Origin of the sequence: Paenibacillus wynnii (genome assembly GCF_000757885.1) — a bacterium.
Lineage (GTDB): Bacteria > Bacillota > Bacilli > Paenibacillales > Paenibacillaceae > Paenibacillus_AQ > Paenibacillus_AQ wynnii.
Genome location: NZ_JQCR01000001.1, coordinates 302,077 through 327,079 on the forward strand (window position 1 = coordinate 302,077; position 25,003 = coordinate 327,079).

Genomic DNA, 25,003 nt, shown 5'->3' on the forward strand with positions numbered 1-25,003 from the left:
GCCCTGATATCTCAAGGCTTCCTTGATGATCAGGACTGATGTGGGTTATAAGATTTCGAAACCTACTTTCTGCACATGTCCGGCAATCAGTGTAATTCGGCGTACCGGTTCAGCGGTGATCTGGTGGAATACGGCCTGTTGTTCTCCGGTAAAATACTGCTCCACTGCCATAACGGCATCGGCATCAACAGTTAAAGTTCCTTTACGTAGCGGTGTGGTTTCCAATACAATCTCACCATTCTGGATCTGTTCCCTAAATCGGTTCAAGCCCATTTCCCATGGAGCTCCGTTATGGAAATGATCGTGAAGTAGCTTTCCACCCGAGAATGCATAACCAACATTTCCTGTGTAATCGATGCTCAGCAGGACATCCTCCACTACCTGTAGCACTTCAGGGTCAATGTTTATAACCACTTTGTGGTCGTGCACTCGATCGATATGCAAAGGAATCTGTATACACGGGATTTGGACATGATACCTGCGGAACAAGCCATCCAGTTCCATGGACGCCTTGTACTCGTCTGCATCCGATATCCATCCCGGCAGAGATTCTTCATAGTAGTACTCCCGGAAGGTAAATTCGTCTTTTCCATCTATGAAGAAATCAAGGCCCTTTTCTGTCACAGCCAGTGGCACTTCGGAGAATAGAATACGCCGCTTTCCGGCGATTTCAGCCTCCCAAAGTGTACTGGCTTCCTCTGCCGTCATGACGTACAGCTGCACCGCCCGCTTTTGCTCACGAGTGATGTGAATCAAGACGGAGGTGTTTTGCGGGACTGTAGCAATGGCAGTACCATCCTCTCCCCGTTCAATCCCGCCGTCATCGACAGAAATACGGTCCTGATCTTCCAGATCGAATGCCAGCTCCCCGTCCACACCTTCCGGCAAAGCGAAGAAATATGTCACCGCATCCGCCGATTCGACCATCGTTACGGGCTGCGCCGTTGCATACCGTAAATTCAATCCGTCCAAATCGAAATGAAACGGCAGCATCATAGCAGCATTCCGTCGCACAGTGAGCAGATTCTTCCTCGGGAACGTGAGTGTACCTCTTTCAGTGGTTACCTTAAAGCATACATTCTCATGTGATTTCATCTCCACATGGTCCTGATAATTATTAATAAATACATATCCCGAATTGCCGTCAGTACGAACAGCGTAGCGTAAAGGTTCGATATCCTCCGAATGGATGGACTCCGCCCCTTCTGGGAGCACCGTAGCCATCGGGGCCAGCCGTGGTCCGAACCGCTGCAGGAAATAGTGAAGAGGCCGAAGCAGATGGTTGGAGGACCGAATTTGTCCAAATTCTCCGATCGGAGCCTGAAAGTCGTAGGTGATCCTCGGTGTCGTACTTTCATTTAAATAACCGGTTTTCCCGACTGGATTGGTGCCTCCGTGAAACATATAATAACCTAGGAAGTTACATCCGCCGGCGATCTTGACCAGGCTCATCGCCAGAACGCTCACCGGTTCCACTTGAAACCTAGATAAATACCATGTCTGCATTCCGCCACCCATTTCGCAGCACGCAAACGGGTATTTCGTTTTGCGATACGCCGGCTGAAACTCACCAGTCTCCGCTTCATCGTCGTGATAGCTGACAAAGACATATTCGTTCGTAGGTCTCTGTGTGGGATTGTCTGCACTGATGCTCCATGGCGTATAGGCGTATCCACCATAGAGGGGTAAGACCTCGTCTTCGAGCACAGGTGCCTGCCCCCATCCCGTACTCGTATAGATTGGGGCCACCAAGCCGACATCCACTGCCAACTCTTTGAGCAGTCGCATGTGTTCCTCGCCTCCGCTGCCTCCGCTTAGGTATTCATCTCCCTGCTTGGCAGTCAACTCCCACAGAGCTGCAGCAGCATTGAACTCATTCTCAAGCTGAATTCCGATTACAGGTCCGCCGTCTTGGAACATCAGATCGTTCGCTTGTCTACCGATTTCCTCATATAACCGACGAACATATTTCAAGTACCCCTCATCGTTTGAGCGGACATCGAACGGTCTGCCGAACAGCCAGTCCGGTAAACCGCCGTTTCGTACTTCTCCATGACAGAATGGACCCATCCGAAGGATGACATGGAGTCCGTGTCGCCCGCATAGTTCCGTGAATTTCCGCAGATCACGCGATCCCTGCCAGTCGAATAGGCCTTCTGTCTCTTCATGATGGTTCCAGAAGATGTAGGTGGCGATGACATTAATTCCTGACATTTTCATCTTTGCAAGTTCCGTTTCCCAATCCGATTCCGGATAACGCGAGTAATGAAATTCGCCGCAGATCGCGATAAACGGCTTTCCTCCGAGCTCCATGTAATAATTTGTAAAAGATATTTGTATTCCCTTCGGATTACTGCCGCCCAGCCGAAGAGTTGACGGATAGATCAATTTAGGGGAAATCCGGGCATTAATAGCATATTCCATAGTAGACACTCCTCTCATTCATAAAGCCCGCTCCCACGGCGAATATCTTTTGCCGTGGAGCGGGCTTTTCGGTTCTGTCGGCTTATTTAATACAATTGTATACGATCTGTGCCACTTGAGCTCGGGTAGCAGTAGCCTTAGGATCCAGCTCTTTGCCATTTCCCTTGATCAATCCCGCTTCCACTAATACCTTCATTGCATCTTTTGCATAGACGGCTACGGCAGCTGTATCCACAAAGCTTTCATAGTCCTTACCGTTTATAGCGGTTGGTAGCTCATCCAGTTGCTCTCGAATGTTGTATAGAATCATAGACATATCTTGTCGGCTTATGGTTGCTTCCGGTGAATAATGATTGCCGCCCAAACCGGAAACCAATCCTAATTTCTTTGCTGTAGCCAAGTACTTTGTATAGTACTTATTCCCTGCATCCGAGAAATTATCGGTTATTCCAGCATCTGTCTCGATCCCGTAAGCATTCATAACCATCATCAGGAAGTCAGCCCGTGTCACCTTTTTGTCTGGTGCAAATGTACTTCCGCCAACGCCATTCGCAATCCCTCTTGCCGCCAAATAGCTAACGGCATCGCTATACCAGTTTTCTGAAGTAACATCATTGAACTTCACTTCGTTATAACCTATGGCATAATTTGAGAAATGGGTGGTCTGAAAGTTAACTTTACCTGTTGCCGCATCGTAACCTCCCCTAACCGCCTTGAGGTTTCCTGCTTTGTCGATGTAATATACAACAATGGAATTCTTCTTTTCACCCGTCTCTGGAGTATAAGGCACGCTAATCTTTACCGTTCCTCCGTTGAATTCTGTGATTTCAGCATTACCTGCTGTTACAGAGAAATCATATACCGATCTGTCCCCTATTTTGTTCTGAACAGTTTCTGGCAAGTCGGATTTAGCAAGTTTCGTGATGCTTATCATGTCCGCTGCTGTACTCCCAATGGCAGCTACTGCTTTTGGATCAAAGGTGATCGCAGCAATACCTGCATCCACTCTTAATTCTGCTTTTGTAGAGTCTACTAACGTTTTGAGAGCTTCCTTCTGAATTATTAAATGAACAGATTTTACATCTGCTGCAGATTCAATCTTGATATCGATCACTACTTTTTGTCCGGCGACTTCGGATTCTTTGGCCTTTTGGATCAGGTCAGTGATCACGCTTGATTCAAGCTTGGCAGTGGTTACATTTGTTACCGTATCCTTTGTGGCCTTGATAACAACGCTATATAACGTAGTATTGCCAGTGATAAGAATAATCGGCTCTGTTTTTGGAGTATTCATTTCCCCGGTACTGCTACCAGAAGGAGTAGTTGGGGAAACTTGCGTAACTGGGGCGTCACTGGTTTTAACTAGAACAAAGTCGTCATAAGAACCCCAGTCACCAGCCTCCGCGTCCAGATTAACCCCTATTTTCAGCGTTCCGTCAATGACCTTAATATTTTCAATCGTTGCTTGGTTCCATACATTCCAGCCCTTATTAGCAAAGCTAGAAGTTAATGAAGCCTGATCACCGCTTACTGCGTACATCTGATTCTTCACTTCTTTGCCAGCGCCTTGCGACCATGCCGACAAAATGTAGGTTCCATTCGACAAGCCGGTAATCGTCTGGAATGCTTCAAATGTATAGGCCGTTTCCTTCCAATATCCAAGCGACTTTGAACCTGTATATGCGGCGGAATCCGCTGCAAAAGGCGTAGAATCAGAAAGGGTCCAACCTTCAGGAGTACCCCCCCCATTGGCTTTTTCAAAACTGTAGTTCATAACGGGGTTCGGGTCCACAGTGAAATGAATGGTGTACGTTCTTGTACCCCCACTTGTTACAACAACCATTGCGCTGCCAGATAAAGTAGTTGCTTGTGTAATTACTGCCACTCCGCCGCCTGTTGTTGCCGTAACTGAAGGCAGGGTAGTCGTTCCATATGGCAGAACCACATCATAGTCCTGAATGATTGGATTAAAGCCCGGAACCGAAACATCATTCACTTTTAAATCTGCTAATTGGGTGGTATCTTTCTTGGTCAGTTGGAATTCGTCAATGTTCCCCCACTGCCCACCGGAAAGTTTATAATGGGCACCTACGGTTAGCGTTCCTTCTGTAACTTCAATATTATCCAGTACGGGTTTGCTCCATTTTCTCCAGCCTGTATTGGTAAAGCTCTGAGTGGCACTTCCGGCAAAAATCTCCACCACATCTTCGCCGCCTCCACCGGAGACCCAAGCGGACAATGTATAAGTCCCATTTTCAAGCCCCATGATCGTTTGAGAAGCAGTGAACTCCGCAGAATTCGCACTATAGTAGTGTAATGTCACTGCACCGGAGTGGTTGTCATCCGTTATTTCAATTGCGCTTGCATCCCCTGTAATGGTCCACGAATTCAAACCATCCTCAAAACCAGGGTTCTGAATCAAACTTGAACTAGGTACTACGGTAACTTCGCTAGAGGCAGTAAAACCTCCATCATAGGTAACAGCCGTTACGGTTGCAGTCCCGACGGAAATTCCGGCAATAATCCCAGTATAAGGGTCTGATTTTACAATTCCGGGATCAGAACTCGTATAGCTAACTCCTTTATAGGTTGCATTTGCGGGATTTAAGATGGCCGTTAACTTACCCGTGCTCCCCACCTCAATCGTATCCGTATACTTATCAAGAGCCACCGATACAACAGGATTCGGGTTGATTTCGGCAGCGCCATCAATGAATGCATCCATAGCGAATGTCGGTGAGCCATCTAGGTTCCATACAGACAAGGGATATCCAAACAAGATTCCTTCAGGTTCCCAGTAAAATATACCAGTACCCATACTGTTTGCAACGGCGTGCAGTTTATTTTGAACGGCTACAAGCATGTTATAAACGCTATCCACATCGATCGAAGCATCCCCGCCCACTTCAACAATCATAACTTCCTTCCCATATTTCTCTGCCAGTTTGTTTAAATTCTCACTTAAAGCATCAATGGTGGAAGTATAGATGATATCCGGATAATAGGACAAGCCTATGATATCGTAATCGCTATCTTGGAGACCGGCAGCTACGAGACCGGCATAATACGAATCAACGCCCGCTTCAGCTCCACTTGATCTATGGATGATAACCTTGATGTCTGGAAACACCGATTTGGCTGCAGCCGAGCCGGCTTGAATGAGTTGAACGAGATTGGAAGTATTGCTATAGTTCCCTACTGGCCACATCATTCCAGAATTGATTTCATTTCCTATTTGTACCCACTCCGGTGTTACTCCTGCATCTTCTAAAGCATTCATCACTCCAGCAGTGTATTCCGATACATGAGCTTTCAATTGTTCAATAGTATCGTTTTTCCATGCAGCAGGTGTCGTCTGCGTTCCCGGATCCGCCCAAGAATCGCTGTAGTGCAAATCCATCATGATCCGAAAACCGAGATTGCTTGCGCGTTTTGCTAAAGCAACTGCTTCTGGTGTACTGTTATGACCATTGGAAGGGTCATCTGAGGGATTCACCCATGCCCTAATTCTTATGGAATCCACTCCATGATCCTTTAAAATCTGTAGAAGATCCTGCTCTTCCCCAGCATCGTTATAAAATTTTTGACCTTTAGCTTCCAATTGCAGCAGCCAACCGACATCCGCGCCTTTGGCGAATGAGCCAGGAGCAGATGAAGCTTTTGCCTTTGTAGGTATACCGAATGATGTTATGGATAGAATCATTACAAATGTAAGAATGATTGCAAGAACTCTCTTTCTGTTTTTCATATAACAACCTCCATAGTTAATTTTGTAAAACTTAGATTTTTTTCTTTTTCTTAAAGCGCTTTCACAAAGACATTAAGGCCAATCATAGTAAGATTGTTTTCTGTTCTCCATAATGGATAATCTCCCCTAAAAGCCGGCGTCAGCGTCAGCATTAGCGTATTGTTATTATGTATGCCACCCCCCAAATCCGTGTAGGTTCAATGATTCTCTCCTGTCGTAACTCTTTGTGTGTACTCATTATATAAAGAATTCAGGAGCCCGATAATAAAGGCAAACAACTAAAAGTAATACTAAATCTACGATTTGAAATAAAAAAGTTTAATCCTTAGTCCTAACGGCAAAAGCCCACCATTCCCGAACATCATCCTACTAGCCATTGAGGCAATCCCTGCATTAAGATTTAAAACGCTATATTCAGCCACTCTTTTCGCGTAAAAAAAAGCTGCTCCAAAGCATAGCTTTGGAGCAGCCCGGAAGCTGTTACCTATTATTTATTTGCAGCCAGGAAGGCGTCAATTTGAGTCTGCATTTCAGTCTGAACCTTGTCTATACCAGCCGCTTTGAGCTGTTTGATCAGCTCTGCCTGGCCTTTGTCAATATCAGCAATCAAACCGTATTCCAGCGGAATCGCATAACGCAGCATTACGTTTCCGATATTCGCCACTTCGTTCTTCACCGCAGCTGTGTCAAAGACAAAGGTCTCCAGTGGAAAGTGGAAAATATTGGACTGCCAGCTATTGAACATGTTGTCAGCTTCTACAGGATAAGCAGAGTCTTTACGGTTCAGCGGGGAGTTCCAGCCCCAGTTCGAGAATCCAGTGTAATTCCCAGCCGCAGGCCCTGCACTGAACTTATCATCACCTACAGGAGTGTAGTGGGTTCCGGCAATGCCGTACATGGTCAAGTCGTGAATTTCTTTATCATTCTGCAATAGATCTATCAACATCAGGGAACGTTCCGCGTTCTTCGAGGTTGCATGGATAGATATACCATTCTGGGTCGAGATGGCGGCAATTTTCTTCTTGTCCGGAGTGAGGTCTGCAATTCCCAGCTCCACATCCGGCTTGTCACGGCGCATTTCGGCGAGGTCAAACGCTACAGTACCCAAGTTATGGGCATAAGAGGAAACTTTACCTGCTTTAATATCCTGCCATACATCATTTTTGTTGCTGACTACGTTTTTGGACCATACGCCGTTGTCTGCAAGATCCTTGTAGTACGTAAGCAGTTGCTTGAATTCAGGAGTGTCGTAAATGTTGAATACTTTTCCACTTGCATCGTCCAGCTTGTAAGCCAGCGGCAGCAGGTTGGCATCCACCAGGTTAAAGTTGTTATTCTGCTCCAGCAGGGTTTGGTCTAGCTCATGAAATTTCCAGCCATCGGCAGGTTTAGCCCCGTAAGCAGTCATACCTTTTTCATCCTTAGCAACCGCTTTTAAGTAATTAGCATAGGATTCACGACTATTAATTTCTGGAAGATTGTATTTCTTGCGTAGGTCTTCACGGTACAACACAACCTTGTCGGTAACCTCAACATTGTTGTTCGGAACCATGAAGAGCTTGCCATCCACTTTTGCTTGATCCCAGTTCACTTTAGGCATGGCTTCCCAAGTTTGCGGCATATACTTGGACAACATATCATCGGTCAGCTCCATGAATCCGCCTTTGAGCGCCTGATCGTTATAGAAGGCCCAGTTCGCAGTATACACAAGGTCGAAATCCTCATTGGCTGCAAATTTCAGCGGGTACTTCTGTGTCCAGTCCGACCAGTCGAGGAATTCCGCTTCCACTGTAGCATTAATTTTTTCCTTCAACTTGGTATTCAGCTCGCCGAACACCTTGTCGTAATCGGCAGGCTTACTGCCTACGAGCAGCATTTTAAGTTTGACTTCTTTGGAAGTGTCGGGTGCGCCAGCATTCGTGGCTGCTCCTTCTGTAGCGGTTGCTCCGTTATTCGTGGCTTCCGCAGCTGTATTCGAGTTGTTTCCGCCTCCGCATGCACTGAGAATTGTCCCGAGCATCATCACCATTGCCAGCGTAGCCGTTAGTTTCTTTTTCTTCTTTGTCATGACCGATGTTTCCCCCTAATCGAATAGTTGGTTGGGTTATATATTGATAACCAGGTTGACCTGAGATTATCCCTTGACTGCGCCGATCGTCAAGCCTTGCACAAAGTATTTCTGAATGAACGGATAAGCAAGCAGGATTGGCCCTGTAGCTACAACCGTCATTGCCATCTTCAGGCTTTCGGTAGGTATATTGGTAGTTACAACCGCACCCGAAGCCATCATTGCCTTGCGCATGCCATCCATATTGCCAAGCATTTTGTACAGATAGTACTGAAGCGGCATGAGCTCGGACTTGGAAATAAAGAGCAATGCATTATACCAGTCATTCCAGTAGGCTAAAGCAATGAACAGGCCGATGGTAGCCAGAGCAGGCTTGGACAAAGGCACAATCAGTTGCATGAAGATCCGGAAGTCACCTGCTCCGTCAATCTTTGCGGATTCCGTTATCGCATCCGGAATGCTGCTCATGAATGACTTCATGACGATAATATAGAACACATTCATCAGCATTGGCAGAATCAGCACCAATAACGTGTCTTTCAGGTGCAGGTAGTTGATGATCATCAGATACCAAGGGACCAGACCCCCGCTGAACAAGGTAGTGAAGAAGAAAAAGAACGAGAAGCGGCCGCGCCATTTAAAATCTCTCCGGGACAACACGTAAGCCGTCATGGAAGTCAGAAACAATCCTACCACGGTGCCGATTAACGTAACGGAAATCGTCACACTGTAAGCCCTGAGCATATCCGCCGGAAATTTGAACAGCAAGCTGTAGGCTTCCATCGAAAAGTTCGAAGGGATGAGCTGGAACCCTTTCTCGATAATGGTGCTCTCCTCGCTCAGAGAGGAGGACACCACCAAAATGAAGGGAATGATGCAGAATACGGCAAGCACCGTAAGTGTAAAATATCCGATTATCGACAGCACCAGCCGGTCCGTGTTTCCACGCTTGCGGCGCACCTTCGTGGTTTGGATATTTGCAGTAGTTGAACTCATGGCAGTACCTCCTTTTCCTAGAATAGAGCACGATCTTTATCATATTTACGTACCGCATAGTTAGCGAGCATGATGGTCACAAAGCCTAGCAGAGATTGATAGAAGCCGGCCGCAGCAGACATACCAATTTCATTCGAAGTGGTCAACGAACGGAATACGAATGTGTCAATAACGTCGGTAGACGAGAACAGCAAGCCGTTGTTGCCGACCATGTTGTAGAACATTCCGAAATCTCCGCGGAAGATATTTCCGATGGCCAGCAGGACCAGAATAATTACTGTAGGCATCAGGTTTGGGATCGTAATCTTCATAATACGCTGGAAGATATTCGCCCCGTCAATCTCGGCCGCCTCATACATCTCGGTATCAATACTTGTAATTGCAGCCAGATACATGATCGACCCGTAGCCCAGTGTCTTCCAGGCGGATACAACCACGAGGATGATCGGCCAGTAAGCAGATGTATTGTAAATATCTACCGGCTCCATGCCGAGCCCCTTCAGCATTACGTTAATGGTACCTACGTCGAAGTTGAACAGGTTATAGGCAATGGCTCCAACCACAACCCAGGAAATAAAGTAGGGCAGGAACAGTACGGTTTGAGTCAGCTTCCGGAACCATTTACCTGCAACCTCGAAGAGCATAATTGCCGCAAAAATTTGAAGGACGTTGTTCACAACGATAAAAGCAATATTATACAGCGCCGTATTTCGTGTTACGCGCCAGGCGTCACCGGAACCAAAGAAGAACTTGAAGTTGTCCAGTCCATTCCATGGACTGCCGAATATCCCCCCGCTGTAATTGAATTGCTTAAACGCCAGTACAATGCCCGCCATGGGCACGTAAGCGAACAACAGGAAAAACAATACCGCAGGAGTTAGCATCAGGAGCAAAGATCTATACTTCTTGACATCATCCCAGAATCCATGTTGTTTCAGTTTCATCTTGAATCCCCTTTCCATGTCACTACTTCTCTATAACTTTATTATAAAGAAGGGTTCACCTGGAGGGGATTAAGCCTAACAACTATAACTAATACTTTTGCAACGATCGTTTAAAACACATCATATTCTTTTATTAAAAAAAATCGCCCACGGTCTGAAATCGACCGGGGCAACACGATAAATAGCTATATTTTATTCTTTTTGCGGTACTCTCCGGGCGTCATGCCTGTTATCTGCTTAAATTGACGGTTGAAATATATGATGTTCTTGTAGCCCATGCGATCGGCGATTTCATAGATCTTAAGGGTCGGATCGCTCAACAGCTCGGTCACACGGTTCGTCTTGCGCTCATTAACATATTCGCTAAATGGCAGCCCGTATTCTTCCTTGAACAGATAGCCCAGGTAATTAGGTGTAAAGTCGAAATGTACGGCAACCTCTTTCAAGGTAATTTTCTTCTCCAGATTCTCTTCCACATAACGCATGATCTCATCAATCAGTTTTCGCTTCTGGCGCTGTCTCTTCACGTATAGCTGCTCCGACAACTCAAAGAATCGCCTTCTCAACCATGACAAGATGTCGTGAACGGTCTCGAACTGGAATAGGATATCCGGCTGATGCGATTCCCACTGCAAGAGCTCATACAGATTCTCGTTCTGCTGCTGTAGATCCGCATGGAGCTTGGAGGTGATACGGATAATCAGCCCGTAGACGTCCTTTTTGCCGGCAGCCGGCAGATCCTTCGTGAACAGCTCCAGCAGATGATCGTCAATCGCCACCAGATCATACTGGATAATAGCCTCCAGCAGCCGGTCAACGGTTTGTTCAAGGAACGCCCCCGGTGTTCCTCGTGGCAACGATTCCGTTGTATCACGGATCAGGCGGTTCTTGCCCAGCAGCCACTTGGCACTGAGCGCAGCCTGCGCCTGCTGGTAGGATTCATGCAGACCAGTCTCCTCCTGTGCGTAACGGCCGACACCTACAGTCACTGTATATGGTGACTTCTCTGCTACTTTCCCGACAAGCTCCTCCAATTGATGCAGGAAATTCTCCTGCGAGAGAGCAGCCAGAATGACAAAACGGGTATGTTGAACAGCAATGAGCGTGCCCAGCTTGGCCTCTTCCACAAAGGCTTTAATCATATCAGTAATTTGCCGTGTCCGATTGCGCACTTCCTCTTCAGGCAAATCGCGCATTTTCCATTCCAGGTCATCGATTTCCACAATCGCAGCCGCAGAGCCCTTCTGTAACAGCGAAGTCAGATGGCTTCGCAGATGCGGCTCTGCGGGATCAGTCCTTCCTTCCTCGAACCAGCGCAGCAGAAGCTCCTTGTTCACAAGAGATAGCGCTTCGATGTAGGAACGATCCTGCTCTCTCTCCTGTTCCATTTTGGCACATAGTGAACCCAGCATCTCATACAAATCCTTATCCTCAACGGGCTTCAGCAAATACCCCGAAGCGTTGATCTCAATAGCCTCTTTGGCGTAACTGAAATCCTCATGACCGCTGATGAACACAATCTTGGTCTTGGGATTCACAACCTTAGCCCTGCGCGCAAATTCGGTTCCGGTCATGATCGGCATCCTTATGTCGGATAAAATAATATCCACCCGTTCTTCTTCCATGACCTTAAGCGCATTGAAGCCGCTGCTCACAGTTCCTACTACTGTTATATCCAATCCGCTAGCCAGTACTCTGCGCCGCAGCCACTCCAGATCGACCGCTTCATCATCCACCAGCAATACATTGATGCTCATATGAAAAAGAACCTCCTGTGTTTGTGAATCACATCCTTACATTGGAGCAGGTCCTTCTTCCCCCTCTTCACCGGCTTGAAGCCCGGCAGGAAGCAGAAGCTGAACGGTTGTGCCCCCACCAAAAATGCTGGCGATAGTGACCCCGTAGGCGTCTCCATATCTGAGCTTGATTCGCTCATTCACGTTCTTAACGCCATAGCCACCGGCCTGACTCGGCCCTTTCATCATATTTCGGATGGTTTCGGGACGCATGCCAATCCCATTATCGATGACTTTTAGCTCAATATTGTTGCCCACCCGTCGGCCCGTCAAGCGGATAATGATGGTCTCGCCGAACCAAGCGTGCTTGAAGACATTCTCCACAAAAGGTTGCAGAACCAGCTTGATCACCTGCATCTGCATAATCTCCGGTTCCACATCGACATAGACCTTGAACGAATCCGCATATTTGACCCGCTGGATATCAAGATAGGTAGCGACCTGCTCCAGTTCCTTCTGCAGTTCGATATATACATTGCCCTGGTTTAGGGTCAGCCGGTAAAATCGCGAGAGTCCCTGCACCATCTCTGTGACCTTGCTGATTTCTCCTAGATTTGCCAGACTGCTTATCGTTGAGAGCGTATTATACAAAAAATGCGGATTAATCTGCGCCTGCAGCGCTTCCAGCTCGGCTTGTTTCTTCTGAATCCCCTGCACATAGACGCTGTTAATGAGCTCCTGGATGTTAGTGGCCATTACATTAAACGAATCCGCAATCTGCACAAATTCATCATTGCCGGAGAAGCGTATCCGTTTCTGGAAGTTCCCCTCCTGAAAAGAACGGACAAGTCCTACGATACGGCTCATTTTCCGCCCCGAAAGCCTTGCAACCAGATATCCGATCGTGGTCATTACCAGGAAGCTGAGCGCACATGCTGCAAAGATCACGCGGCGCAGCCTGCCGGCATCCTTCGTCAAATACGTATCGGGTACCAGGGATTCAATCACGTAATTACTGTTAGGGATTTTTACATGCAGACTGAGAAAATTCTTGCCCCCATCCTCATAATTCGCCATGCCCCGCCGGAATAAGATGTTCCCAGTGTTCTCTTCCACTAGCCTGACTGCAATCCCCTCCTCTATGGGAAAAGTGTCAAAACCGCCGAACAAATCCTCCAAGGACACAGTGATGCGCACATAGCCGATCACCGTTTTGTAATCACTGAAATTAACCAATCTGCGGACATGAGAAATATTGCCCAGCTTCTGGTCCGTATCAATCTGCAGCCAGAGATTGTCCCGTTTCGAATCCTTGAGGGACTTGTACCACTCGCTGCCTTCGATGTCCGTAAAAGGCAAAATGTAATAATCGCTGTCAATAATCGGCTCATCCAGATTATCCCCGGAAATAATATTGAGGTCACTATTCGGGGTATAGAGCATGAAGCGTATTTTGTTTCCGAACAACTGCAGCGGCGCGGTAATCTGGGGAACAATCTCATCGAGCATAACCAGATAAATTTCAAACGGCGTCCCCTTCAGTTCAAGCGCGTGCTGAAAAGGCTGGCTCCCGAACAGGTTGTCCGACATACGCTGAATCTCATCCATCTGGTAGCGAATATTGTTCCTTGCCTGCTCCATTCCCGTTCGGATATTCGACTCGGCCATTTCTGTCCGGGAATCGGTCAGCATGGAATAGGAGATGTAGCCGATGAATACATCGGTCAGCAGCACCAGCAGCAGGTAGGGAATCATCATTTTGTAGGTAAAGGGCATGTATTTCTTCAGTTTAGGCATCATTAGCGATACATCCTCTGTGTGAATTTCGGTATGTCTATATTATCGTTCCCCTGTCCAAAAATAAATAGGCCGCAGCAAAAGCGCCGGAATCTATTCCGGCGCTAAGCCCCTCGCTTATATAGCTGCTTCAGAGGTTTGATAGCACCACTTCTGCCGCGGCAAGGCCCGTAGATACGGCTCTCACTGTAATTGTACCCGCTTCAGCGGAAGCCTGAATCAGCGCCAGGCACCAGCCGTTAAACACCCGGCGCACCTCAGCCTTATCCGGCTCATGGCTGCTCGGGTTGCCGTTACCTACGCCGAGAAGCTGACCGGCGCCTACCACCTCAAAGCGGATTTCATTATCAGCCGTCGGAACGACATGTCCCTGCCCGTCCAGCACGGCAACCCGGACCGGAATTGTATCCGAACCGTCCGCACTCGCCGCCAGCCGGTCCGGGTACAAGCGGATCTGAACCGGTTGGCCTGCGGTAACTGCCGCTTTCTCGGCAACCGTCAGTCCGCCGCGTCTGCCTATTGCTTTTATTTCTCCCGGCTCATAAATGACTTCCCAAGACAAATACCCGGTCCGGTCGACCGCCTGCTGCCCCAGGCTTCTCCCATTCAGAATCAGCTCTACCGTTTCTGTGTTAGAGAACACTCGGACCTCAATCCGCTTGCCTTCTGACCCGGGCCAATTCCAGTGCGGCAGCAGATGAACCATCGGCTCGTCCTTCCAGACCGCCTGCATGTAGTAATAACTGTCTTTGGGGAAGCCGCAGGTATCCATCAGCCCAAAATGCGAGTTCACACAAGGCCACTGATAAGGAGTCGGCTCTCCGCGGTAATCGAAGCCGGTCCACATGAAGACTCCCGTCAAAAAACGGTGATTCACCATATCGCTCCACGCCTGTTGCGGGTTGCAGCCCCATGAGGGAATGTTCGTGCCGTATTCGGAACAGTAGCCTCGTACGGGATCATCCTCATAGGTTCCCCGAGTCACCGTATAGCTGGCACATTCACTGCCAATCATCAGACGGTCAGGATATTGCTCATGGTCCCTGATATCCAGATGATCCCGGTGCCCGTAATTGTAGCCCGTGATATCAACAACATCATTGTAGCCGTTCTCGTTCCAGCCGTGATTCATCGCTGCAGAGGTCGGCCGTGTCGGATCTATCTTCCGGGTCGTATCCGCGAGGGTCTTCAAAATGCGGGCCCCCGTTACGGTTCCTTCGAGCACCTCTTCATTCTCCAGATTCCAGATGATCACCGACGGATGATTGCGGTCCCGGAGGATCATCCGCTTCAGCTGGGATAAGCCATTTGGGCTGCTGTCAAGCTTGCGGTTCTCGTCCATGACCAACATTCCGATCCGGTCGCAGATATCCAGAAGCTCGGGGGTCGGCGGATGGTGCGCACTGCGGTAGGCATTGGCCCCCATCTCCTTCAGCAGTCTCAACTTGTATTCAATCAGACTGTTCGGCAGCGCCACACCCACTCCGGCGAAATCCTGATGATTGCAGGTGCCTTTGATAATCAGCGGTTCTTCGTTCAGGAAAAAACCCTCATCCGCATCGAAGCGAATGCTGCGGATGCCGAAAACCGTCTCATACCGGTCTACCTCCGCACCGTTATACTCCAAGATGGATACCGCCTTATAGAGATAAGGTGAATCTGGAGACCACAATGTCGGCTGGTCCACCTGGAACATCTGCTCAAGCTCCGTTTCACCGTACCAATCGGCATAGGCTTGTACCGACTTGGCACAGATCTGTACTCCGGCTCCATTATAGATCTCCGTCAGCAGGGATACCGATCTGCTCTCTGTGTAATCATTGTGGATACGGGTATGGATATGCACCAATGCCTGCTGTGTCGTGGCTTCCGGTGTCGTAATATACGTTCCGTACTCGACTACGTGCAGGAGGTCTGTCTCTTCCAGCCAGACATGGCGGTAAATACCGCACCCCTCATACCACCAGCCTTCACATTCCGTCGCGTCTACTTTAACAAGAATGACATTCCGGCCTTCATCCCCATAACGGAGCACATCCGACAGGTCATAAGCAAATCCGATATATCCTCCCCGATTCTCGCCGATCAAATGTCCGTTAACCCATACGGTGCTGGTTCCGGAGACTCCGTCGAAGGTCACCGACCACTTGCGGCCGGCTGCCTCTGCCGGCAGCTCAAAGCTTTTGCGATAAAAGCCGATTCCGCCAGGCAAATAACCGTGGCTCCCATCCCTGGAACCCAGCGACTCATCCTGAACATACTGCTGCTCCACACACCAGTCATGCGGCAGAGAAAGAGAAGCCCATTCCAGTTGCTCCTTGCCCATCCCTTTATCGTTAAAAGCGATCTCTAGCCATTCCCCCTCGCGGATAGAACCGCAGTCGGTAATACCGCCCGTCATTCCAGCCTTGACTGCATGGGGAATGCGGATATCTCCTTTGTAAAAGCTCCAGTTCTCATCAAACAACCTTTTGTTTCTCGCTGTTTCAAACCTCACCCTGCGCCGCCTCCTTACTGAACTATATTCCATATTATAAATTAGCTTGTAAAACTATCGTTAGGACAATGATAGTATTGAATAGCACAAAATGAATGTGAAAAGACCTAACCATCAAAAGTTTCTTGATCATTAGGACTGGTTTTTTATACGGACTACAGAGCTCTTATTTGCAGAAAACATAAGGTTTCATTTAGCATGTGGACTCAGATGCAACTATTTACTGAAATATACTCCAAATATGCTGGGGGAAGATGTAATAAGAGCCCTACGGTCCGCAAGGATCAAGCTAATGGTTATCTCGTTCAAGTACCTTACTCTTCTGCTATTTATCAGATACCAAAGATGTGTAGATATTCCCGCCTCTGAAAAAGATTACGTGCTATGATAGGTTGATTGGGTAAATTTAGTAGAGATAAAGGAGAATTATGAATGAAGAAATTGCTTCATGTACTTTTGGCTTTGGGTCTGCTTTTGTGTATCAATATTACAGAAGGCGAGGGTGCATCGGCAGCTGTAGCGAAACAGGTCTTTAGAATTGGTGTGGATGCTATTCCTACTGTGCTTGATCCTGCCCCAACGGTTAACGATACGGCATCTTCAGTCATTAAAGGTTTGTTCGAAGGCTTAGTCCGTCTAAATGAAACCGGTCAGACCGTACCGGGCATAGCTAAGTCTTGGAAAATATCCAATGACGGCAAAACGTACACCTTCACGCTACGTTCCAGTGCCAAATGGAGTAACCAGCAGCCTGTAAAGGCCTCGGATTTCGAATATGCTTGGAAACGGGCTTTGTCCCCACAAGCTACCAATGGACTGGCTTTCAAAATGTTTATGATTGCCGGGGCAGAGAGCTATCACAACGGTATACAGAAGGACGCCTCAAAAGTAGGGATCAAGGCGCTGAACGATTACACGCTTCAAGTGACTCTTGCAGAGAAAAATTATGCTTTCATTCAGTTGCTTGCGGAAAATATCTACCTTCCGGTTAATGCAACAGTGGTCAAAGTCAATAAAAACTGGGCAAGCAGCACAAAGTCCGTGGTAACAAACGGTCCATACAAGCTGGCAGCATTGGACAATCATAAGGTCGTCTTGACCAAGAATCCCAACTATTATGCAGCTAAGGAGATTCAATTCTCAGAAGTTCAATTTCTTGTTCCAGCTGCGGGACAGCCTTCGAATACAGCTGCTTACTTGGACGACAAGCTAGACTGGATCGGTGGCGGGGAAACTACTGCTATTGATTATAGTCTCCTAGGTGCTGAAGTCTTAAATGAGAAATATGAGTTTCCGTACGCTGGACTCTATTACTATCAATTTAACTTGAACAAAGCTCCTTTTAATAATATTAAGATTAGAAAAGCTTTAGCTATGGCTGTTGATCGGGAGAGCTTACCCTACGGTACACCAGCCTATGGTAACGTTGCTCCGACTATTCATGGTGTTAAACAACCTTTTCGTTCAGAGATAGCGGATAGTGTTTATTTCAACCAGGATCTTAAAATGGCCAAGAAGCTACTGCAAGAGGGCTTACAAGAAGAAGGCTTAACGAAGCTGCCGAAGTTCAACATTATAGTGAATGAAGAGCAAAACCATGACCTGGTAGCCCAGTTCATCATTTCCGTTTGGAAAGAAAATTTAGGGATTGAGGCAAATGTTGAGGTTCAGAGTTGGAATGAACTGTTGGATAACCGCTACAGTCAGAACTTTACGGTGGCTAGAGCAGGATGGAGAGCGGACTATAATGATCCTGCTACATTCTTGGAATATTTCACTTCATGGAGTGAGGACAACGATTCCGGCTGGAGCAATAAGCAATATGACAGCTATCTGAGACAAGCACGGCAAACACAAGAACCCGCTGAGCGGATGCAGTTTTATGCCAAAGCTGAAAAATTGCTCATGGATAAAATGATCATCCTCCCACTTTACTATTATGCGGCTGATGTTCTAGCAAAACCGAATGTTAATAATGTGTATATAAACTTTGATGGTTCGATAGCTTTTACAAGAGGTTATCTTAAATAATCATAATCAATTACTGGGGATAGGTTAAATACCGCAGCATCCTTTTTTCCAATGGCTTTTGAGGCGTCAGCAGAATATTCCTGCTGACGCCTTTTACGGGTATATTGTCTTAGATAGTCGAACAAATTGACGATAACCGTTCTTCTTGATATCCTTTCGTACATTCGCGTACTTACCGTTACCTTCAGAGCTCAGGTTCAATTGTTTATGGATTGGCTAAATGTTCTACCCTTGACTAAGATATATAGCAGCGGATCATTATTCTGGACACTGAAATCCCATGATCGCTGAATCTTTTCGTCTTTTTTCACTGAAGGACGAATTCGCGCCTTGGAATCTGGCCATGCCCCATCCGAATCAAGCAAGTATTTTCCTTTTGTTAAAAATACAGGATGAAGGTCTTCTCTGCCAGTTGGAATACTCTTCTCAGTAATATTCTGTGCTGTAATAGTAACTTGTACCGCTTGGTCAGATTTTCCCGCAGTAGTGGTGATTTTTGTCTGCAAAGGTACGAACGCTTCTTCATCATCGACTAAGCTGTTCATAGACGAATCAAATTCTTCAAAATTGCTGAACATTCTTGTTTTTAACAGACGACTGTCTTGAATGTTGATGTAGCCGTAAGCAGAGTTCAAATTAGCCTTGATTTGGAAGGCATCGAGTATTATTTTTAGAGGAATAATCATGGAGTTCTCATAAATGACTGGAACGGTATCCATTGTGATCTTCATGTCATTCAAATAGGCAGCTTTAGAATCACTTGTCAGCCGGAGCTGGTGATTGCTAAATACAATGTTAGCCATCTTTGATTTGGCATTATACGTGACTTCAGCACCAAGCAACTCACTAATGGAACGAAGCGGAACCATCAATCTTTGTTTAGTGTCAATGTATGGAGCTTTAGGAGCTGTATACAAAATATAATATTGATTAACCTTTAAATGAGTCAGAGCTTTTTGAGTTGACGGAGTTGCTGCGCTCGCCATATTTGTTATGCCCATTGCTAGAACACATGATAAAGAAATAATCTTCAATACTTTCAATTTCATGTCTTTTCCTCCTAAAATTAGATATAGTGCCTTAGCAGGATACTTTACTCTTGTTATAGAATGAATACAACTTAAAATTGATTAGTAAGGATTATTAAAAAAGTCCTGATAGATCAAGGTTTTCTTGATCATCAGGACTGATAAGTTGTGGTCTACACTCCCTAACCCCGCTGCCGCCGAGCCTCAAACAGTAAAATCGTAGCTGCCATCGCTGCATTCAGCGATTCAGCCCGTCCCGACATAGGGATGATGATGCTTTTATCTACGAGTTGCGCTGTTTCTGCTGAAATGCCCTTGCCTTCGCTTCCAATGAGCAGCCATTGGCTGCCGTGGAAGTCATGCTGATAGCAAGACTCTTCTCCTTGCAGAGAAGTACTGACCAACAAGGCACCGCGATCGGCTGCCTGTGGCAGGATATCACTCAAGTCGCCTTCCACCACCGGAAGATGGAACATCGAGCCCATTGTTGAACGTATAGTTTTAGGATTAAAAAGGTCGGCACAGCCAAGCCCAAGGATCACTCCATCCGCTCCAGCAGCATCTGCGCTACGGATGATTGTGCCTACATTGCCGGGATCTTGAACTCCATCCAGTACAACAACCAGACTATCCGGCTTCGACAGGATGGCTTCCAACCCTTGCTGTTCCTTTCGGATGATTGCGAATACGGGCTGCGGTGTATTTGTGCTGCTGCATTTAGATATGATGGCTGCCGTGACACCAATAACTTCCATCCCCTGAACCGATTGCAGGAGTTTTTTCAGCTCAGCAGGCACCCCTTTTTCGAGGTCATACGCAAGACATTCTACATCTGCCTCAGCCATTAGCGCCTCTTGAACTAAGTGCACGCCTTCAACAATATATTTACGGGCTTTATCACGATGTTTTTTCTCCTGAAGCCCAGCCCACTCTTTAACCCGAGTATTCTGGGGAGACATAATTTCCATAAGGACTTCCTTTCTATTTCCCGGCCTGTTCTTCTATAGATAAGCCAGTTCCAACTTCGCCAGATTTTCTTTCCGGCCAACAATAACCAGTACATCACCTTCAACTAATCGTTCCTCCGCACGGGGTGAAATATTCATTTCAGCTCCCTGACGAATAGCCATTACGTTACAGCCAAACTTTGCGCGGATATCCAACTCCTGCAGGTTCTTGCCCAGCATGGTTCCCGATACCTTCATATCCAGAATGCTATAATCTGGAGACAATTCAATATAATCAAGAATATTAGGTGAGGCTAAGTGATGCGCTACACGTAATCCCATATCCCGCTCAGGGTAAATGATTTTATCCGCACCAATTTTGCTTAGTACTTTACCATGCAGCTCACTCTTAGCTTTGACTAGAATCGCAGGCACACCGAGGTCCTTCAGAATAAGTGTGGTCAAAATGCTAGATTGAATGTCTTCACCAATCGCCACAACGACTACGTCAAAATTCCGGATCCCCAATGCTCGAAGAGCCTCTTCATCCGTGGAATCTGCAGTTACAGCATGAGTTACAATATTCGATATCTCCTGTGTCCGATGTTCATCTGAATCAATTGCCAGCACATCAAACCCCATGCCACTCAGCGCCTTGGCAATGCTTGACCCGAAACGCCCCATACCAATGACGGCATACTGTTTTTTGGCCATGTGTTAGTACCTCCCGTAACAAATTACATCTCAAACAGTATATCATAAGGTCATAAAAACTTGAATTTTCATTACTTCCGCAGGGTACATTATAACGAAGCTATATACTTTGCAACCCAACCCTTAAGGAGGTATTCTATGCCGGTTACCATTGATTTGCGCCAAGCGATCATCCATAAAGTGAAAGGTCAATCCGAAGCCGATTTGCGGGACATGATTGAAGGCTCTGTGGATGGACCTGAAGCTGCTCTTCCCGGACTTGGAGCTGTGTTCGAAATGATGTGGAAGAACCTTGATACCTTGAAACAAGATAACCTTGTCACTTTATTACATGAACATCTGAGTACCATAACACCCGGATCTATCACTTCTTAATTTGGAATCCATCAACTGTAAAAACCTCCGCAGCGCCATGGTGCTTTAGCACACATGAAGGCGGAGGTTTTTCTATGAAGCAAATCTATACTGAACTTAAGGTGCAGTCTCCAGGAACTTAGCCGTCGGGTTCTTATCAACCGCGGTACGCATCGCGTATTCATTCTCGAAGAGAACAACGTAGTTCCCCTTTTTATCCGTTACAAGTGTAGAGTTAATACGGAATTTACTCGGATCTGGTTTATTCTCCTCGTCCACAATCCAGCGTGCGAACTGATAGGTCATCCGTTGCAGTTGGATATCTACGCCGTATTCACCCTTCATGCGGTATTCGAATACCTCGAATTGCAGTTGTCCAACCACACCCAGCAGAATATCATCAAAGCTGACCGTACGGAACACTTGGATCATGCCCTCTTCTGTCAACTGATCGATTCCCTTTTGGAACTGCTTTGATTTCAAAGCGTTTTTGATGCTTACCTTAGCAAATATCTCAGGTGAGAACGTAGGAAGCTCATCAAACTCCATATCCCCAGCTTGGCTTAATGTATCTCCTATCCGGAAAATACCTGGATCGAACAGTCCGATGATATCGCCAGGATATGCTTCCTCTACAATATCGCGATCCTGCGCCAAAAACTGCTGCGGCTGGGACAGCTTAATGTCCTTACCGGCACGAACATGCTTTACACTCATTCCGCGCTCGAATTTACCGGATACAATCCGCAGGAACGCAATCCGGTCACGATGAGCCGGGTTCATATTCGCCTGAATTTTGAAGACATAGCCCGTAAATTTCTCATTGGTCGGCTCTATGCTGCCTATAGTACTACGGCGAGGTTCCGGCTTCGGTGCAAGATCTAGGAAGTTGTCCAAGAAGGTCTGTACTCCAAAGTTATTAATAGCACTCCCGAAGAATACAGGTGTAATCTCTCCCCGAAGCACTTTATCATAATCAAAAGGGTCGCCCGCTACATCAAGCAGCTCCAGATCCTGACAGAGCTGATCATGCAGGTATTCTCCCGCCATTTCACGAATGATTGGATCGCGGTAGCTTTCAACCTTCTGCACCCTAATTACGGAGTGATCATCTCCTTGGAACAACTCTACCTGATTCTTCATTCGGTCATACACGCCGCACAGCTCACGTCCGCTGCCAATAGGCCAGTTCATGGGAACTGAACGAATTCCTAATACATTCTCCAGCTCTTCCATCAAGTCGAATGGGCTACGTCCTTCGCGGTCCAATTTATTAATGAACGTAAAGATTGGAATTCCACGTTTGGCGCATACCTGGAACAGCTTGACTGTCTGTGTTTCCACACCCTTGGCAACGTCAATCAGCATGACTGCACTGTCCGCAGCGGTAAGCGTACGATAGGTGTCTTCACTGAAATCCTGGTGACCCGGTGTGTCCAAAATATTAACGCGGTGATCCAAATAGTCGAATTGCATTACGGAAGAAGTAACCGAAATCCCCCGTTGCTTTTCAATTTCCATCCAGTCACTTGTTGCATGCTTGCTCGCTTTACGAGCTTTAACCGTTCCCGCTAGACGAATAGCGCCGCCGAATAACAACAGCTTCTCCGTTAGAGTAGTTTTACCCGCATCCGGGTGGGAAATGATCGCAAAGGTTCTGCGTTTATCCACTTCCTTCTGCAGCTTCTGATCGATAGCTTTGTTCATTACACATATCCCTTCATATATAAATTCATGCTCCTGCTTTAATGACTAGGTCTATTCATTTAGCTCCAGTTTCGCTTCAAGTTCAAGCATCCTTTCAAGTATATCAAAATCCGGCAGACATTATCTATAAAAAGCTTGCGAACGTAAAATATAACCGCAAGTTTGCTGTCCTGGATCAGTTCTAAGTATATTCCTTTGGTAGGCTTCTACAAAAAAATCCCCCTGCAATTTCTGCAGGGAGATGTATTCATAATCCGTAATATCTTAGCTATTTACCTGCCATACCACATTATCTTCTTCTTGACCGTTTACCGGCCACCAGTGGAAACCGTCTTTAGCCAGAAGTTTATCTGCCTCGACCGGCCCCCAAGAACCTGCAGGATAGGAAGCTAGATCACTGGAATCTTCCCTCCACGCCTTCGCGATACGGTCAACAAAGGACCATGCCGACGATACTTCATCCCAACGGGTGAAATACGTCGAATCTCCGCGAGTTGCATCATGGAGCAAACGCTCGTAGGCTTCCGGCGAATTGATGCCAATCATACAGCTCTGGCAGAAATCCATAGCCAACGGCTGAATATCCGACTCCGAACCCGGCTTCTTGGCATTAATTTTGACATAGATGCCTTCCATCGGATTCACACGAATAACAAGCAAGTTAGGTTCGAGCTTATGCTTTTGTCCTAAATACACATTGGTAGGCATACCTTTGAATTCTACAACCACTTCCGTCGTCTTCACCGGAAGATGCTTGCCGGTACGAATATAGAAAGGAACACCCGCCCAGCGGAAGTTGTCCACAGATACTCGAGCAGCAAAGTAGGTTTCGGTATTGGATTCAGGATCTACTTTGTCCTCCTGACGATAGGCAGGAAGAGATTTTCCTTTATGCAAGCCTTGGGTATATTGTCCACGTACGACATTCTCACGGACTTCATCAGATGAAGCGTAAGGACGTAATGAACGTAATACCTTCACCTTCTCATCACGGATATCTTCGGCCAATAGACGGCTTGGCGGCTCCATGGCGATCATAGTCAACAGCTGCAGAATGTGGTTTTGACCCATATCCCGCAAAGCTCCAGCATTGTCGTAGTAACCTCCGCGATCTTCTACACCCACCGTTTCACCCAGTGTAATCTGAATATTCGCAATATGCTTATTATTCCAGAGAGGTTCGAAAAAGGCATTAGCAAAACGGATCACTTCAATGTTCTGTACCATTTCCTTACCCAGGTAATGGTCAATCCGGTAAACTTCTTCTTCCTTAAACACTTGGCGGATTTGCTCGTTCAGCTTCTCTGCCGACTCCAAGTCATAACCGAAAGGCTTCTCAATAACAAGACGGTTCCAGCCTGTACTATCCAGCATTCCACCTTCTTTAAGGTTGAACGACACGCTGCCGAATAACTCAGGAGCCAAGGCCAGATAGAAAAGACGATTGCCTGGAATGTGGAACTTCTCCTCAAGCACTTCGGTTTGGGCACGTAATTCACGGAACCCGCCAATATTGTTAATATCCAGAGATTTGTATTCAAAATGCTCTACAAATTCGATCCATTCACTCTCATCGCCTGCTTGATAACGGCAGAATTCACGAATAGATTCTCTGATATCACTTCTAAATTCTTCCTGAGTACGCGGACGCCGCGCCACGCCGATAACTGCAAAATCCTGCGCCAGCTTACCTTCGCGGTACAAGCTGTAAATCGCCGGAAAAAGCTTACGTCGGGCTAAATCTCCGGTTGCCCCAAAAATAAAAAATACAGCACCGGGTGTTTGCAGTGCATCAAGGGTTTGATTTTCAGCCATGGCTCCTCATCTTTCTGTATGTAATATAGTTTATTGACATCCATTCTCAGCGTCGAATACGTTATAAAAATTGCGTCACGACGTTAAATCATTTTATCACATTCCTAAAAATGATGCTATCACATTCCTGACTATTATTCTCGGAATTCGGGAAATTTGCATTACTCTTTTTTATTATTAACTATATTTCGACTTAT

15 protein-coding genes are annotated in these 25,003 nt (G+C 46.7%); 2 read left to right on the plus strand and 13 right to left on the minus strand.

What is annotated here, in order from left to right; all coding sequences use genetic code 11:
• Window positions 1-45: 45 nt before the first annotated feature.
• The 8 genes from PWYN_RS01510 to galA form a co-directional block, all read right to left on the minus strand.
• Window positions 46-2,424, minus strand: coding sequence for a beta-galactosidase (locus tag PWYN_RS01510; protein WP_052087676.1), 2,379 nt, complete (start codon window positions 2,422-2,424; stop codon window positions 46-48).
• A gap of 82 nt (window positions 2,425-2,506) precedes the next feature.
• The gene (locus tag PWYN_RS01515; RefSeq protein WP_052087677.1) at window positions 2,507-6,172 is read right to left on the minus strand and encodes a glycosyl hydrolase 53 family protein; all 3,666 of its coding nucleotides are present in this window, start codon (window positions 6,170-6,172) and stop codon (window positions 2,507-2,509) included.
• Between the two features lie 487 nt (window positions 6,173-6,659).
• Window positions 6,660-8,240 carry an extracellular solute-binding protein gene (locus PWYN_RS01520; protein WP_036647670.1) on the minus strand — a complete coding sequence of 527 codons (1,581 nt, stop codon included), beginning with the start codon at window positions 8,238-8,240 and terminating at the stop codon, window positions 6,660-6,662.
• Window positions 8,241-8,306: 66 nt separating this feature from the next.
• Window positions 8,307-9,236 carry a carbohydrate ABC transporter permease gene (locus tag PWYN_RS01525; protein WP_084146553.1) on the minus strand — a complete coding sequence of 310 codons (930 nt, stop codon included), beginning with the start codon at window positions 9,234-9,236 and terminating at the stop codon, window positions 8,307-8,309.
• A gap of 17 nt (window positions 9,237-9,253) precedes the next feature.
• Entirely contained in the window at window positions 9,254-10,180 is a 927-nt protein-coding gene (locus tag PWYN_RS01530; RefSeq protein WP_052087678.1) for an ABC transporter permease, read from the minus strand.
• Between the two features lie 185 nt (window positions 10,181-10,365).
• Window positions 10,366-11,937: a response regulator gene (locus PWYN_RS01535; RefSeq protein WP_036647672.1), complete on the minus strand. Its 1,572-nt coding sequence runs from the start codon at window positions 11,935-11,937 to the stop codon at window positions 10,366-10,368.
• A gap of 36 nt (window positions 11,938-11,973) precedes the next feature.
• Entirely contained in the window at window positions 11,974-13,716 is a 1,743-nt protein-coding gene (locus PWYN_RS01540) for a sensor histidine kinase (RefSeq protein WP_036647675.1), read from the minus strand.
• 127 nt (window positions 13,717-13,843) lie between these two features.
• Window positions 13,844-16,210 (minus strand): beta-galactosidase GalA, encoded by a 2,367-nt coding sequence (gene galA, locus PWYN_RS01545; protein ID WP_036647677.1) that lies wholly within the window; start codon window positions 16,208-16,210, stop codon window positions 13,844-13,846.
• 432 nt (window positions 16,211-16,642) lie between these two features.
• On the opposite strand from galA, the gene PWYN_RS01550 reads away from it, so the two are divergent.
• A complete protein-coding gene (locus PWYN_RS01550; RefSeq protein ID WP_036647679.1) occupies window positions 16,643-18,241 on the plus strand; it encodes a peptide ABC transporter substrate-binding protein in 1,599 nt (532 codons plus the stop codon).
• 197 nt (window positions 18,242-18,438) lie between these two features.
• Here PWYN_RS01550 and PWYN_RS01555 read toward each other — a convergent pair whose 3' ends face one another.
• From PWYN_RS01555 to PWYN_RS01565, 3 genes are all read right to left on the minus strand, one after another.
• On the minus strand, window positions 18,439-19,290 hold the full coding sequence (locus PWYN_RS01555) for a copper amine oxidase N-terminal domain-containing protein (protein ID WP_036647681.1): 852 nt from the start codon (window positions 19,288-19,290) through the stop codon (window positions 18,439-18,441).
• A 161-nt stretch (window positions 19,291-19,451) separates the two neighbouring features.
• Window positions 19,452-20,237 carry a TrmH family RNA methyltransferase gene (locus PWYN_RS01560; protein WP_036647683.1) on the minus strand — a complete coding sequence of 262 codons (786 nt, stop codon included), beginning with the start codon at window positions 20,235-20,237 and terminating at the stop codon, window positions 19,452-19,454.
• Between the two features lie 33 nt (window positions 20,238-20,270).
• Window positions 20,271-20,930: a potassium channel family protein gene (locus tag PWYN_RS01565; protein WP_036647685.1), complete on the minus strand. Its 660-nt coding sequence runs from the start codon at window positions 20,928-20,930 to the stop codon at window positions 20,271-20,273.
• Between the two features lie 138 nt (window positions 20,931-21,068).
• Here PWYN_RS01565 and PWYN_RS01570 point away from each other — a divergent pair, with 138 nt between their 5' ends.
• Entirely contained in the window at window positions 21,069-21,305 is a 237-nt protein-coding gene (locus tag PWYN_RS01570) for a small acid-soluble spore protein SspI (protein WP_036647686.1), read from the plus strand.
• A 96-nt stretch (window positions 21,306-21,401) separates the two neighbouring features.
• Here the strand turns inward: PWYN_RS01570 and PWYN_RS01575 are convergent, their stop codons facing one another.
• The gene (locus tag PWYN_RS01575; RefSeq protein ID WP_036647688.1) at window positions 21,402-22,991 is read right to left on the minus strand and encodes a peptide chain release factor 3; all 1,590 of its coding nucleotides are present in this window, start codon (window positions 22,989-22,991) and stop codon (window positions 21,402-21,404) included.
• Between the two features lie 264 nt (window positions 22,992-23,255).
• Window positions 23,256-24,806, minus strand: a complete 1,551-nt coding sequence (gene zwf / locus PWYN_RS01580) for a glucose-6-phosphate dehydrogenase (protein ID WP_036647690.1) — start codon at window positions 24,804-24,806, stop codon at window positions 23,256-23,258.
• Window positions 24,807-25,003 lie beyond the last annotated feature (197 nt).

Bases quoted from the DNA above. Each gene is read 5' to 3' on its own strand.
- PWYN_RS01515 (WP_052087677.1), bottom strand. From the start codon at position 6,172: ATGAAAAACAGAAAGAGAGTTCTTGCAATCATTCTTACATTTGTAATG.
- PWYN_RS01530 (WP_052087678.1), bottom strand. From the start codon at position 10,180: ATGAAACTGAAACAACATGGATTCTGGGATGATGTCAAGAAGTATAGA.
- PWYN_RS01550 (WP_036647679.1), top strand. From the start codon at position 16,643: ATGAAGAAATTGCTTCATGTACTTTTGGCTTTGGGTCTGCTTTTGTGT.
- zwf (WP_036647690.1), bottom strand. From the start codon at position 24,806: ATGGCTGAAAATCAAACCCTTGATGCACTGCAAACACCCGGTGCTGTA.
- PWYN_RS01535 (WP_036647672.1), bottom strand. From the start codon at position 11,937: ATGAGCATCAATGTATTGCTGGTGGATGATGAAGCGGTCGATCTGGAG.
- PWYN_RS01510 (WP_052087676.1), bottom strand. From the start codon at position 2,424: ATGGAATATGCTATTAATGCCCGGATTTCCCCTAAATTGATCTATCCG.
- PWYN_RS01560 (WP_036647683.1), bottom strand. From the start codon at position 20,237: ATGGAAATTATGTCTCCCCAGAATACTCGGGTTAAAGAGTGGGCTGGG.
- PWYN_RS01540 (WP_036647675.1), bottom strand. From the start codon at position 13,716: ATGATGCCTAAACTGAAGAAATACATGCCCTTTACCTACAAAATGATG.
- PWYN_RS01525 (WP_084146553.1), bottom strand. From the start codon at position 9,236: ATGAGTTCAACTACTGCAAATATCCAAACCACGAAGGTGCGCCGCAAG.
- PWYN_RS01575 (WP_036647688.1), bottom strand. From the start codon at position 22,991: ATGAACAAAGCTATCGATCAGAAGCTGCAGAAGGAAGTGGATAAACGC.
- PWYN_RS01520 (WP_036647670.1), bottom strand. From the start codon at position 8,240: ATGACAAAGAAGAAAAAGAAACTAACGGCTACGCTGGCAATGGTGATG.
- PWYN_RS01555 (WP_036647681.1), bottom strand. From the start codon at position 19,290: ATGAAATTGAAAGTATTGAAGATTATTTCTTTATCATGTGTTCTAGCA.
- PWYN_RS01565 (WP_036647685.1), bottom strand. From the start codon at position 20,930: ATGGCCAAAAAACAGTATGCCGTCATTGGTATGGGGCGTTTCGGGTCA.
- PWYN_RS01570 (WP_036647686.1), top strand. From the start codon at position 21,069: ATGCCGGTTACCATTGATTTGCGCCAAGCGATCATCCATAAAGTGAAA.